The organism is Massilia sp. LjRoot122 (assembly GCF_964252725.1).
Lineage (GTDB): Bacteria > Pseudomonadota > Gammaproteobacteria > Burkholderiales > Burkholderiaceae_D > Telluria.
The window spans coordinates 4,616,561-4,629,405 of record NZ_CAXUPB020000001.1; the positions used below are offsets into that span (position 1 = coordinate 4,616,561).

Here is a 12,845-nt window from a genome sequence, read left to right on the forward strand (position 1 = left end):
CGCCGGCATCGCTTCAGTCTTTCCCGAGTTCCTCGCCCAGTTCGCGCCCACGATCCGCGGCCGCCTTCATGGCCGCGACGATCGCTTCCCTCACCCCCGCCGCTTCCATGCTGGTGATGGCCGCATGCGTGGTGCCGCCTTTCGAGGTCACGCGCTGGCGCAGGACGTCCACCGGATCGCCCGACTGCGCCGCCAGCTGGGCCGCGCCGGTGAAGGTGGCCAGCGCCAGCTGCCTGCCCTGCTCCGCATCCAGCCCCATCTCGCGCGCCGCCTGCTGCATCGCTTCCAGGAAGTAGAACACATAGGCCGGGCCGCTGCCCGAGACCGCCGTCACCGGGTCGATCATGTTCTCGTCCTTCAGCCACACGGTCTGGCCGACCGCGCGCATCACCTTGTCGGCGGCCTGGCGCTGCACCTCGTCCACCTCGGCCTGCGCCACCATGCCGGTGATGCCCATGGCGATCAGGGCCGGCGTGTTCGGCATCGAGCGCACGATGCGGGTGTAGCCACCCAGCCAGCGCGACAGGTCGGCGATGCGGATCCCCGCCGCGATCGACAGCACCAGCGGCTGGGCGCCGAGCAGCGGCTTGAGGCTGGCCGCGACCTCGCGCATCTGCTGCGGCTTCACCGCCAGCACCACCACGTCGGCACTGCCGACCTGGACGTCGATGGCGGCCGCCGTGCTCACGCCGTACTGGCTGGCCAGGCGCTCGAGCGCCTCGGCGTTCGGGTCCACCACGTGCAGGCTGCCGGCACCGGTCAGTTGGCCGGCCAGGCCGGCGATCAGGGCCGTGGCCATGTTGCCGCCGCCGATAAATGCAATTTTCATTCTTTTCCTTTATTGCTCGTAATGGCGGGCGCCGAAGATGGCGCTGCCGATGCGGACGATGGTTGCGCCTTCCGCGACGGCGGCGGCGAGGTCGCCGGACATGCCCATCGACAGGGTGTCGAGCGGCAGGCCGTCGGCGCGCAGCTTGTCGAACAGGACACGCAGGCGCGCGAATGCGGCACGCTGCTGCGCCGGGTCGCTGCTCGCTTCGGGAATCGCCATCAGGCCGCGCAGGCGCAGGTTCGGGAGCCCGGCAACCTGGCGCGCCAGGTCCGGCAGTTCATCCTCGGTCGCGCCGCTCTTGCTGGCCTCGCCGCTGATGTTCACCTGCAGGCAGATGTCGAGCGGGCCGAGCTCGGGCGGGCGCTGTTCGGACAGGCGTTGGGCGATCTTCAGGCGTTCCACCGTGTGCACCCATTGGAAGCTGGCCGCGATCGGCCGCGTCTTGTTGCTCTGGATCGGGCCGATGAAATGCCAGCTGATGGGCGTATCTGGTTGCAGGCGCGCCACTTCCTGCATCTTGTCGAGCGCTTCCTGCAAATAGTTTTCGCCGAATGCGCGCTGGCCCGCGGCCATCGCTTCGACCACGGCTTCCGCAGGGAAGGTCTTCGACACAGCCAGTAAATCCACCGCGTTCCTCGCCCTTCCGCTCGATGTGCAAGCGGCCCCGATTGTCGCTTCGACAGCTTGCAAGTTCTCGGCGATTATGGACATAATGATTTTCTATAGGAAATATTTTGAGTGCCCTACGCACGCCACAGGATTATAAATGGACATCTCGGAACTTCTCGCCTTCTCGGTCAAGAACAAGGCCTCGGACCTGCACCTCTCGGCCGGCCTGCCGCCGATGATCCGCGTGCATGGCGACGTGCGCCGCATTAACCTGCCGCCGCTGGAGCACAAGGACGTGCACGGCATGATCTATGACATCATGAACGACGGCCAGCGCAAGCAGTACGAAGAAGTGCTGGAGTGCGACTTCTCGTTCGCGATCCCCGGCCTGGCGCGCTTCCGCGTCAACGCCTTCAACCAGGAGCGCGGCGCTTCCGCGGTGCTGCGTACCATTCCATCGAAGATCCTGTCGCTGGAAGAGCTGAATGCACCGAAGATCTTCGCCGAACTGGCGCTCAAGCCGCGCGGCCTGGTGCTGGTGACCGGCCCGACCGGCTCGGGCAAGTCGACCACGCTGGCGGCCATGGTCAACCACCTCAACGAGAACGAGTACGGCCACATCCTCACCATCGAGGACCCGATCGAATTCGTGCACGATTCCAAGAAGTGCCTGATCAACCAGCGCGAAGTCGGCCCGCACACCCTGTCCTTCAACAACGCGCTGCGCTCGGCGCTGCGCGAAGACCCGGACTGCATCCTGGTCGGCGAGCTGCGCGACCTGGAAACCATCCGCCTGGCGCTGTCGGCGGCGGAGACCGGCCACCTGGTGTTCGGCACCCTGCACACCTCCTCGGCCGCCAAGACCATCGACCGTATCGTCGACGTGTTCCCGGCCGAAGAAAAAGAGATGGTGCGCGCGATGCTGTCGGAGTCGCTGCAGGCCGTCATCTCGCAGACCCTGCTCAAGACCAAGGACGGCGCGGGCCGCGTCGCCGCCCACGAGATCATGATCGGCACCCCGGCGATCCGCAACCTGATCCGCGAAGCGAAGATCGCCCAGATGTACTCGAGCATCCAGACCGGCAGCAGCGTCGGCATGCAGACGCTCGACCAGAACCTGACCGACCTGGTGCGCCGCAACGTGATCACCAGCGCCGCCGCCCGCAGCGCCGCCAAGATCCCCGAAAACTTCCCCGGTTAAGGAACAGCGATGGAACGCGACCAGGCATCCAAATTCATGTTCGACCTGCTGCGCCTGATGACCAGCAAGGGCGGTTCGGACCTGTTCATCACGGCCGGCTTCCCGCCGGCGATCAAGATCGACGGCAAGATGACGCCGGTCTCGAGCCAGGCCCTGAGCGGCACCCATACCGCCGACCTGGCGCGTGCGATCATGAACGACAAGCAGGCGGCCGGCTTCGAGCTGAGCAAGGAGTCGAACTTCGCGATCAGCCCGGGCGACCTGGGACGCTTCCGCGTCTCGGCCTTCATGCAGATGGGCTGCGTCGGCATGGTGCTGCGCGTGATCACCACCACCATTCCGAAGTTCGAAGACCTCGACCTGCCGGAGACCCTGAAGGACGTGATCATGACCAAGCGCGGCCTGGTCATCATGGTCGGCGCCACCGGCTCGGGTAAATCGACGACGCTGGCGGCGATGGTCGGCTACCGCAACGAGAACAGCTACGGCCACATCATCACCATCGAAGACCCGGTGGAATTCGTCCACCCGCACCGCAACTGCGTGATCACCCAGCGCGAAGTGGGCGTGGACACCGACAGCTTCGAGGCGGCGCTGAAGAATTCGCTGCGCCAGGCACCGGACGTGATCCAGATCGGCGAGATCCGCGACCGCGAAACCATGGAGCACGCGATCGCCTTCGCCGAGACCGGCCACCTGTGCCTGGCCACCCTGCACGCCAACAGCGCCAACCAGGCCCTCGACCGCATCATCAACTTCTTCCCCGAAGAACGCCGCCAGCAGCTGCTGATGGACCTGTCGCTCAACATGAAGGGCCTGATCTCGCAGCGCCTGATCCCGAAGAAGGAAGCCAAGGGCCGCGTGGTGGCGATGGAGATCCTGCTGAACTCCCCCTTGATCTCGGACCTGATCTTCAAGGGCGACGTCCACGAGATCAAGGAGATCATGAAGAAGTCGCGCGAACTGGGCATGCAGACCTTCGACCAGGCCCTGTTCGACCTCTACGAGGCGGACAAGATCTCGTATGAAGACGCGCTGCGCAATGCGGATTCGGTGAACGACCTGCGCCTGAACATCAAGCTCAACAGCAAGCACGCGAAGAACCGCGATTTCTCGAGCGGGATGGATCACCTCGGGATCGTCTGAGGCCCCGCCGGCAGAATTCAGGCCACGTTCAATCCCATCGCCCGCACCATCTCGGCCGCCTGGCGCGCCGAGATGGTGGCACCTGCGAACTGCTTCGCATTCGCCAGCTTCAGGCCGCCCAGGTCCGCCTCGCGCAGGTCCGCCCCGTCGAAACGCGTGTCCTTGATGTGGGCATCGCGCAGGCTCCCTCCTTCGAACACCGCGTCGCGGAAGTCGCAGCCGGACAGGTCGGCGCCGGCGAAATCCAGCCCCACCAGTTGCGCCTTGCGGAAGGACATGCGGCGCAGGTCGGCGCCGACCAGCAGCGTGTCTTCGAAGCTGAGCGCGAGGTGGCCGGTCTCTTCGAACTGCGCCCCGGTCAGCTTGCAGCTGCGGAAGGCGGCCGAGGCCAGGCGCGCGCGGCGCCAGCTGCTGTTGTTCAGGTCACAGGATGCGAAGGAGGCGTCGACCAGGTCGGCCGACTCGAAGTCGGCGTGCCCGGCGCGGCAGCGCTGCCAGCGCGTGCGGCCCAGCTTCGCGGCATAGAAGGAAGTCTCGGCCAGCAGGCAGTTGCTGAAGACGCTGTCCTGCAGGTCGAGCCGGGACAGGTCGGCGCCGGAGAGATCGCAGTCTTCAAACACCAGCAGGTGTCCGGATGCGAGGGAATGGTCGATCGCGGCGCGCGTGGGCGCGTCGCTGAAGTGGGTAGTCTGGCGGGACATACGAGGCGTTACGACGGTTCGGCCGGACAGGATACACGTCCGGCGCGCTTGCCGCACGCCTGTTGAAGCACTATCAGCCGCCAGGACCGCGCATGCCAGGGCCGCCTGGACCGCCAGGACCGCCGTACATCATCTGGCGGCGCTGTCCGCCCGGGCCGCTGAAGCCGCCGAAGCGGTAGCTCAGGCCGACGAAGGCGGTGCGCCCGTTGGAGCGGCCGATTCTGTACTCGCGCAGGCGGTCGGTCTCGGTGAACGTCTCCGTCTTCTGCGAAGCGAACAGGTCGTTGATATTGACGGACAGGGTCAGCGCCGGGGTCAGCTTGCGGCTGTAGTTGAGCATGGCCCAGTAGCTCGGCTCGCGGTAGCCTTCGCCGAACAGGGTCTTGCCCTGCCCGTTCAGCGCCAGCATGAAGTTGTTGGCCGGGTCCAGTTGGTAGTTCACCTGCCCGCGCAGGGTGACCGAGGTGGCGCTGCGCTTGTCGTCCCTGGCGCTGCCCAGCACGGTCTGTTCCGAATAGCCGACGTTGCCGTTGAGCCTGAGCGTCAGCTGCGGGGTGGCGCGGCCGCTGAAGTTGAATTCCAGGCCGCCAGAACGGGCGCTGCCGGCGTTTTCGCGGGTAGTCAGGAGCACATCGTTGGCCAGCACGAAGCGGCGTTCGGATATCAGGTCGGCATCGCGGCGCGCGTACAGGCGCACGTTGGTGTCGACCTTGCCCAGCTTGGTCTCGAGGCCGAGCTCCAGCGAATCGGTATTGGTCGGCTGCAGGTCCGGATTGCCCGACGAGATATTCTGCTCGTCGCGGTACACCACGAACGGGTTCAGGTCGCCCGCGCCCGGACGACGGATGCGGCGCGCATAGCTCAGGCGCAGCGTAGTGTCGTCGGACAGGCCATAGGTCACGAAGGCGCTCGGGATCGCGTCGAAATAATGGTTGGTCGCGCGCATGCCGGTGGTGACCTGGTTCATGTCGAGTTCCGCGTACTCGGTGCGCAGGCCGCCCAGCACACCCCATTTCTCGTCGACGCGCCACTGGTAGGTGCCGTACAGCGCGTAGGTGGTGTCGTTCAGCTCGAAGCGATTGGTGCGGGACGTGCTCACGCGCTCGCCGCCGGTGGCCGGATTGATATCGAAGAACACATTGTCGAACACGTTCTCGTTGCGCGCCACCTTGTAGCCTACCTTCAGCACGCCGTTCTCGCCGGGCAGCTCGTAGTCACCGGTGAAGTCGGCGATGCGGGTTTCGGTCGCGCCGGTCTGGCGGATGACGGGCGTGCCGACGCTTGGTGGACGCACGGTATAGGTATAGTTGTTACGCGTCCCGCTGTCGTTGTCGGTTCCCGATAGGCGCAGGTCCATCTTGAAGATCTCGCCCGGGGCGTCGCCCTTGTGGTCGAGGCGGCCACCCAGGCCGTAGTTGCGCTGCTTGTTCGAGCGCAGGGTGGTGTGCAGGTATTCGTAGTCGACGATGCCGGCAGCGTTGGTGTTGCTGTAGCGATTGTTCGATTCGCTTCCGCTCTCGGATTGCGAATAGTTCGCGGTGAGGCCGATGACGTCCTTGTCGCCCCAGTTGTAGGTCAGGCCGCCGTTGGCGCTGGTGTTCTCGTTTTCGCTCACGCCGTTGGAGAGCGAGGTGCTGCGCGCGATTGCGCCGGTGATGGGGTCGATGCGCTCGCGCCGGAGCTCGCCGCTGTTTTCGTTCTTGTTCAGGGAGCGGCTCAGGTTGCCCTGCACGCTGTAGCGGCCTTGCGTGTAGTTGCCGAAGGCGGATGTCCGGTAGCGGCCTTCAGTGCCGACGTTTGCGTTCACATGCGCGAAACCACCAGGGCTGCGCTCGCGCCGCATCACCAGGTTGATGATCGCTCCGCCCCCGCCTTCATTGCCGAACTGCGCGCCCGGGTTGTTGATGACCTCCACCGAGTCCAGGTCGGCGGCCGGCAGCGCGTTGATCGCGGCCGCGCGGTTATCGCCCTGCATCATCGCCGAGGGCTTGCCGTCCACCAGGATTTGCACGCTGCGGCCGCGCAGCGTCACATTGCCGTCGCCGTCGACGGCCACCGACGGCACCTTGTTCAGGGTATCGGCCACGGTGTCGTTCGAGGTGGCCGGATCGGCCTTGACGTCATAGCTCTGGCGGTCGATGCGGTTCTGGGTGCGGGTCGCGCTGACGGTCACGGTGGACTCGACGGCCGGAGCCTGTGCCGGTGCAGGCGCCTGTCCCTGTGCTGCCTGGGCCTGCACCGTCACCGGCGCCGCAGGCTTCGCTGCTTCCTGCTTGGCCGGCTCCTGCGTCACCGGCGCCTGCTGCGCGCTCGCTGCGAACGGAACGAGCAAGGTGCCCGCGACCAGATGGGCGATCAGGGAAAGGCGCGGATGACGGGAAGGCTGGGCAGTGTGTGAAGTAATAGGCATGGAAGCGGGCTCTGCAATATGGGCGAGCGGGATTGTCGCATGCTAACTTCTTAATGTTTGTAACAAAAGATAACAAGCATCGTCTTGAGCGGTTGGCGCATGCATACGTGTTGCGCCACCATGACATACACTTTTAGTTTTAGGGAAGGACGGACAAACATGAACGTATACGACTTCAGCGCAAGCGCGCTCGACGGCCAGCCGGTGGACCTGGGCGCTTACCGCGGCAAGGTGCTCCTCATCGTGAACACCGCCAGCGCCTGCGGCTTCACGCCGCAGTACAAGGGACTGGAAGAGCTGCACCGCCAGTACGGCGAGCGCGGGCTGGCGGTGCTGGGCTTCCCCTGCAACCAGTTCGGCAAGCAGGAGCCGGGCACCGAAGCCGAGATCGGCGCCTTCTGCGAGAAGAACTACGGCGTGAGCTTCCCGATGTTCGCCAAGGTCGAGGTCAACGGCGACGACGCCCACCCGCTCTACAAGCACCTCAAGGGTGAGAAGCCCGGCGTGCTGGGCACCGAGGCGATCAAGTGGAACTTCACCAAGTTCCTGGTCGGGCGCGACGGCGAAGTGGTCAAGCGCTATGCACCGCAGACGGCGCCGGCGGAGATCGCCGGCGACATCGAGAAGCTGCTGTAAATCCTACTGCTGCGGCACCAGGCGGATTGCCTGGCCGCCACCGGGGGCGAGGCGCAGCTGCAGCACGTCCGCCGCAGTGACGGTCTTCGTTTCCGTCACCAGGTCGAAGCGGCGCTCGCTGCGGTAGTCGGCCGCGTCGCCGTCGCGGTAGATCTCGGCGGTATAGCGCCTGCCCTTGTCGAGGAAGCCGAGCGGCAGCGACAGGGTGCGTGCTTCGCCGTCGGTGACGGCGCCCACGTACCAGTCGTCGCCGTTACGGTTCTTGCGAGCGATGGTCGCGTACTGCCCCACTTCGCCATGGATGACGCGGGTGTCCGCCCAGTCGGTCGGCACGTCACGGATGAACTTGAAGGCGGCCGGGTACTTCGCGTAGTTCTCGGGCAGGTCGGCCGCCATCTGGATCGGCGAATAGATCACGACGAAGTTCGCCAGCTGCTTGGCCTGGGTCGAATTGAAGGTCTTGCCGTCCGCACCGACCAGGCTCAGGACGCCCGGGGTGTAGTCCATCGGCCCGCTCAGCATGCGCGTGAATACCAGCTTGGCCTCGTGGTCGACGCTGTTGGGCGGATTGCCCCAGGCGTTGTATTCGACGCCGCGCGCGCCTTCGCGCGCGAGCCAGTTCGGGTAGGTGCGGCGCAGGCCGGTGTCCTTGACCGGTTCGTGGGTGTCGATGGAGAGCTTGTACTTCGCGGCCTCGGTGACGGCTTTCACAAAGTGGCGCACGCCCTCCTGCGAATCGTAGTGACCGTAGCGCGGCTTGCCGTCGCGCCCCGTGAACAGCGCGGTCCCCGCTTCGTGCACATAACCCGACTTGATGCTGTCCACGCCCAGCTTCGCATACAGCCGGTAGGCGGCATCCATCTGCTTTTCGTAGGCGACGATGTTGGCGCCGGTTTCGTGGTGGCCGATCAGGCGCACGCCTTTCGACTTCGCATACGCGGCCAGGCCAGGGAGGTCGAAATCGGGATAGGCTTGGGTGAAGCTGAAGTCGGCGCCGCCATGGCCCCAGTCGCTCTCCCAACCCTTGTTCCAGCCTTCGACCAATACGCCGCGGAAGCCGTTCTGCGCGGCGAAGTCGATGTATTTCTTGGTGTTGGCGGTGGTCGCCGCATGCTTCGGGCCGGCATTCCAGCTGCCGCTGTTCAGATGCATCTGCCACCAGACGCCGACGAACTTCGAAGGCTTCACCCAGGACACGTCGCCGAGCTTGTTGGGTTCGTTCAGGTTCAGCACCAGGTCGGACATGTACAGTCCGGCCGCGTCATCCGCGATCTGCATCGTGCGCCATGGCGTGGTGAAGGCCCCCTTGCGCACGACGGCCGGGCCGCTCGGCGAGGGCGCCAGCATGGCGCGCAGCTTCTGGCCGTCGACCTTGCGCAGCCACATGGTGGCGTAGTCGACCAGGGCCGCTTCGTGGAAGGCGATGTGGGTACCGTCGTCCAGGCGAAGGGTGAGCGGGGTGTTGGCGATGCCGATTTCCCTGAGCGGCGCCTTGCGGATCTCTTCTTCCAGTCCGGGCAGTTCGCCGGCCGGGATCCACCAGGCGGTGGCCGGCCGGGCCACCGTGAACTCGGTCAGCTCGTCGATGATCTCGGCCTCGCGCAGTTGCGGCTGGTCCGGGAATTCGTAGCGGAAGCCGACGCCGTCGTCGTAGATGCGGAACACCACGCTGAGCCGGCGGCCGGCGCGGTTCTTCTGTTCGAGATCGACGCGCAGTTCGCGGTAACGGTTGCGCACGAACCGGCGTTCGCCCCAGGGCTGCTCCCAGGTGCCGTCATGCTCGCTCACTCCCTGCTGGCGCAGGCTGAAGCCGCCGTCGAGCTTCAGGGCATTGGCCAGGTTGAAGCCGAGGCGCGAGGGAGAAATGATGTCCTTGCCCTTGCGCTTGACGCCGTAGGCCAGCTTGCCCATGCCGTCGACCTGCACTTCCACGCTGAGGACATTGCCGGGAGAGGCGGCGCTGGCGATGATCTGTTGCGCCCACGCCGGGAGGGCCAGCAGGCAGGATGCGGCCACGATGGTAGCGAAGCGGTAAATACGCATGAAGTCTCCTTGTCGTTGTAGCGTCCGCCGTAGGAAAACTACTCCTCTTCCGGCTGAGCATCACATAGTAAGACAAAAAGACGTAACTCGACTACCAGAGCCCTGTATCAACGGGTCCGGATCCAGGCCGCGCCGTGCGTGATGCAGGCGCGGTTGACGTTTTCCAGGAAGCGGATGGCCTCGCCCTGCGAGACGCCGGGCGGCATCAACTGGGCCAGCGAGGCGTCTTCGGTGACGCGGTCGAGGCCATAGGAGATGGCGCGCGAGACGTCCCGCGCCAGCTTGCCGTCGCTGTTGTACAGCGCGTCGTAGACGCCCGCCTCTTCCCAGACGGGCACCAGGCCGGGCGTGGTCGAATCCTCGAAGACGACCATGGGCGGCAGGCCTTCGTCGTCGCGGATGAGCTGAAGTACGAAGCTCATGGCGATACCTCCGGCGCACTTGCGGGGATGGTCATGAGCGGGAATCTGACTGGGAACGACATGGAACGCGGTTCTCTGGACGAAATCCAGAGTATAGCGCCGCCCGCGTGCACGCGCGGGCACACCAGTACTCAGGCGCCGGTGAACGCGGCCATGTATAGCAGCCCGAAAGCGATCAGCGCAATGATCGCGTGCGCCGCCACGATCCCCTTCGGCAGCGGCTTGTCGTTCAGGTGATAGACCAGGTTCAGGACAACGCCGCCGACGGAGCCGGCCAGGAACAGCAGGAGCGATATCAGTGCCGTTCCCGGCGCCTCCAGCACGAGGACCGCATAGGCAAGCAGGGTGACGCCGGCAGCCGCAAGAAACCCGTGCGCCATCGCAAGCCAGGAAGGGGGATTCCTGGCGCCGGAAAACCGGATCCAGCCCATGACGATGCCGCCAAGCGCGGTGAAGGCGAACAAATAGGTCGATATCTGCAGCATCCTGATGGCTTCCATGACGTCCTCCTGTTCAGTTTGTCCCGTAAATATAGACAAACTGCAAAAAGCCCGCACACGCTTGCGTATCAGGCCAGCATGCGGTCGATCAGCTCGATCCAGTGGGTCACCGGGGTTTGCGTACCCGACTGCAGGTGGCTCATGCAACCGATGTTGGCTGACACGATTTCGTCCGGCTTGCACGCCTGCAGATTTTCAAGCTTGCGGTCACGCAGCGCGTGCGCGATCTCCGGGTGCAGCACGGAATACGTGCCGGCCGAGCCGCAGCACAGGTGGCTGTCGGCGCACAGGGTGACGTCGACGCCGGCGGCGCGCAGCACGCCCTCGACCTTGCCGCGGATCTGCTGGCCGTGCTGCAGCGTGCAAGGCGGGTGGTAGGCGACCCGCTTCGCGATCTTTCCCTTCAGCTTCGCTGTTAGCTGTTCCTCGAACTCCGGCAGGATCTCGGACAGGTCGCGCGTGAGCATCGAGATGCGGCCTGCTTTCGCCGCGTAAGCCTCGTCGTGCGCCAGCAGGTGGCCGTACTCCTTGACGGTGACGCCGCAGCCGGAGGCGGTCATCACGATCGCTTCCACCTCTTCCCGTTCGACATACGGCCACCAGGCGTCGATATTGCGGCGCATGTCGTCCAGGCCGCCCTGCTGGTCGTTCAGGTGGTAGCGCACCGCGCCGCAGCAGCCGGCCTTCGGCGCCACCAGCAGCTGGATCCCGAGGGCATCCAGCACGCGCGCGGTGGCGGCATTGATGTTGGGCGCCATCGCCGGCTGCACGCAGCCTTCCAGCACCAGCATCTTGCGCGCGTGGGCGCGCGTGGGCCAGGCGCCTGCGTCACGGGCGGGCTGCAGCTTGTCCTGCAGTTCCCGGGACAGCACCGGACGGGCGATCTGCCCAGCCCTGAACGCCGGCTTGAACAGCACTGTGCGCGGCAGGAACTCCTTGAGGGTGGTGCGCTTGACGCGGTCCTTCAATGGACGTGGCACGCGTTCCTCGACCACGCGGCGGCCGATGTCCACCAGGCGGCCGTATTTCACGCCCGAGGGACAGGTGGTTTCGCAGTTGCGGCAGGTGAGGCAGCGGTCCAGGTGGAGCTGGGTCTTGCGGGTCGGCTCGGCGCCTTCCAGCACCTGCTTGATCAGGTAGATGCGGCCGCGCGGGCCATCGAGCTCGTCGCCCAGCAGCTGGTAGGTCGGGCAGGTGGCGGTGCAGAAGCCGCAGTGCACGCAGGCGCGCAGGATCGCCTCCGCCTCGTTACCGTCGGGAGTGCCCTTGATGAAGTCGGCCAGATTGGTTTGCATGTCAGTACATTCGTCCCGGATTGAAGATGTGCGCCGGATCGAAGGAAGCCTTCAGGCGTTCGTGGATACGCGCGACGGCGGGCGCCAGCGGCTGGAACACGCCGCTTGACTTGTCGCCGCCGCGGAACAGGGTCGCGTGGCCGCCCACGGCGGACACGCTGCGGCGGATCGTGGCGGCATCGAGATCGGTGCGCAGCCAGCGCTGGGCGCCGCCCCACTCGATCAGCTGCACGCCGCCAAGTACGATCGCACTCGTACTTGAGGGCACGGACAGGCGCCACAGCGCGTCCTCGCCGCCGAAGAAGGGCAAGCGCTGCTCGCGCAGCTCTTCCCAGAAGCCGTCGGGATTGGCCATGATGTCGCCGCCGATCAGGCGCACGGCAGCGTCGACCGCCGCCTGGGCGCCGGACAGGCGCAGCGCCAGCCTGCCGTTGTGCCAGCAGCTGCCCGACAGCGGCAGCGGCTGGCCGCCCCACTCGTTCAGGCGGCGGATCGCCTCGATCTCGGGCATGTCGAGGCACAGGGTGATGTCGGCGAAGGGCTTCGGCAAGACCTTGACCGAGACTTCCAGCAGCAGGCCGAGGGTGCCGAGCGAGCCGGCCAGCATGCGCGAGACGTCGTAGCCGGCCACGTTCTTCATTACCTGGCCGCCGAAGGACAGCACATCGCCCTTCCCGTCCAGCAGTTTGGCGCCGAGGACAAAGTCGCGCACGCCGCCGCTGGTGGCGCGGCGCGGGCCGGCCAAGCCGGCGGCAATCGCGCCGCCCAGCGTGGCGCCCGACCCGAAATGCGGCGGCTCGAAGGCCAGCATCTGGTTGCGCTCGGCGAGCACGGCTTCGATCTCGCTCAGCGGCGTGCCGCAGCGCGCCGTGATCACCAGTTCGGTCGGCTCGTAGTCGACGATGCCGCGGTAGCCGCGCGTGTCGAGGATCTCGCCCTCGAGGCGCTGGCCGTACCAGTCCTTGCTGCCGCCGCCGCGGATGCGCAGCGGCTGTTTGTCGGCGGCGGCGCCGCGCACCCGTTCCTGGAATTGTTCGATGGACTGCATGG

12 protein-coding genes are annotated in these 12,845 nt (G+C 65.9%); 3 read left to right on the forward strand and 9 right to left on the reverse strand.

Annotated features, from left to right (window positions below; translation table 11 throughout):
• Positions 1–13 precede the first annotated feature (13 nt).
• Both proC and ACSQ25_RS20260 read right to left on the reverse strand, forming a co-directional pair.
• A complete protein-coding gene (gene proC / locus ACSQ25_RS20255) occupies positions 14–829 on the reverse strand; it encodes a pyrroline-5-carboxylate reductase (protein WP_436107463.1) in 816 nt (271 codons plus the stop codon).
• A 9-nt stretch (positions 830–838) separates the two neighbouring features.
• Complete coding sequence (locus ACSQ25_RS20260; protein WP_436107464.1) at positions 839–1,543, reverse strand: YggS family pyridoxal phosphate-dependent enzyme; 705 nt, start codon at positions 1,541–1,543, stop codon at positions 839–841.
• Positions 1,544–1,598: 55 nt separating this feature from the next.
• On the opposite strand from ACSQ25_RS20260, the gene ACSQ25_RS20265 reads away from it, so the two are divergent.
• On the forward strand, positions 1,599–2,642 hold the full coding sequence (locus ACSQ25_RS20265; RefSeq protein ID WP_436107465.1) for a type IV pilus twitching motility protein PilT: 1,044 nt from the start codon (positions 1,599–1,601) through the stop codon (positions 2,640–2,642).
• Between the two features lie 9 nt (positions 2,643–2,651).
• Positions 2,652–3,788, forward strand: coding sequence for a PilT/PilU family type 4a pilus ATPase (locus ACSQ25_RS20270; protein ID WP_436107466.1), 1,137 nt, complete (start codon positions 2,652–2,654; stop codon positions 3,786–3,788).
• 17 nt (positions 3,789–3,805) lie between these two features.
• Here the strand turns inward: ACSQ25_RS20270 and ACSQ25_RS20275 are convergent, their stop codons facing one another.
• Both ACSQ25_RS20275 and ACSQ25_RS20280 read right to left on the reverse strand, forming a co-directional pair.
• On the reverse strand, positions 3,806–4,489 hold the full coding sequence (locus ACSQ25_RS20275) for a pentapeptide repeat-containing protein (RefSeq protein ID WP_436107467.1): 684 nt from the start codon (positions 4,487–4,489) through the stop codon (positions 3,806–3,808).
• A 73-nt stretch (positions 4,490–4,562) separates the two neighbouring features.
• The gene (locus ACSQ25_RS20280) at positions 4,563–6,899 is read right to left on the reverse strand and encodes a TonB-dependent receptor domain-containing protein (protein WP_436107468.1); all 2,337 of its coding nucleotides are present in this window, start codon (positions 6,897–6,899) and stop codon (positions 4,563–4,565) included.
• 159 nt (positions 6,900–7,058) lie between these two features.
• On the opposite strand from ACSQ25_RS20280, the gene ACSQ25_RS20285 reads away from it, so the two are divergent.
• Positions 7,059–7,535: a glutathione peroxidase gene (locus ACSQ25_RS20285; protein ID WP_436107469.1), complete on the forward strand. Its 477-nt coding sequence runs from the start codon at positions 7,059–7,061 to the stop codon at positions 7,533–7,535.
• 3 nt (positions 7,536–7,538) lie between these two features.
• Here the strand turns inward: ACSQ25_RS20285 and ACSQ25_RS20290 are convergent, their stop codons facing one another.
• The 5 genes from ACSQ25_RS20290 to glcE form a co-directional block, all read right to left on the reverse strand.
• On the reverse strand, positions 7,539–9,578 hold the full coding sequence (locus ACSQ25_RS20290; protein WP_436107470.1) for a glycoside hydrolase family 97 protein: 2,040 nt from the start codon (positions 9,576–9,578) through the stop codon (positions 7,539–7,541).
• A gap of 107 nt (positions 9,579–9,685) precedes the next feature.
• Positions 9,686–10,000, reverse strand: a complete 315-nt coding sequence (locus ACSQ25_RS20295; protein WP_436107471.1) for a hypothetical protein — start codon at positions 9,998–10,000, stop codon at positions 9,686–9,688.
• 131 nt (positions 10,001–10,131) lie between these two features.
• Complete coding sequence (locus tag ACSQ25_RS20300) at positions 10,132–10,500, reverse strand: hypothetical protein (RefSeq protein WP_436107472.1); 369 nt, start codon at positions 10,498–10,500, stop codon at positions 10,132–10,134.
• 68 nt (positions 10,501–10,568) lie between these two features.
• Complete coding sequence (gene glcF / locus ACSQ25_RS20305; protein WP_436107473.1) at positions 10,569–11,795, reverse strand: glycolate oxidase subunit GlcF; 1,227 nt, start codon at positions 11,793–11,795, stop codon at positions 10,569–10,571.
• 1 nt (position 11,796) lies between these two features.
• On the reverse strand, positions 11,797–12,843 hold the full coding sequence (gene glcE, locus ACSQ25_RS20310) for a glycolate oxidase subunit GlcE (RefSeq protein ID WP_436107474.1): 1,047 nt from the start codon (positions 12,841–12,843) through the stop codon (positions 11,797–11,799).
• Positions 12,844–12,845 lie beyond the last annotated feature (2 nt).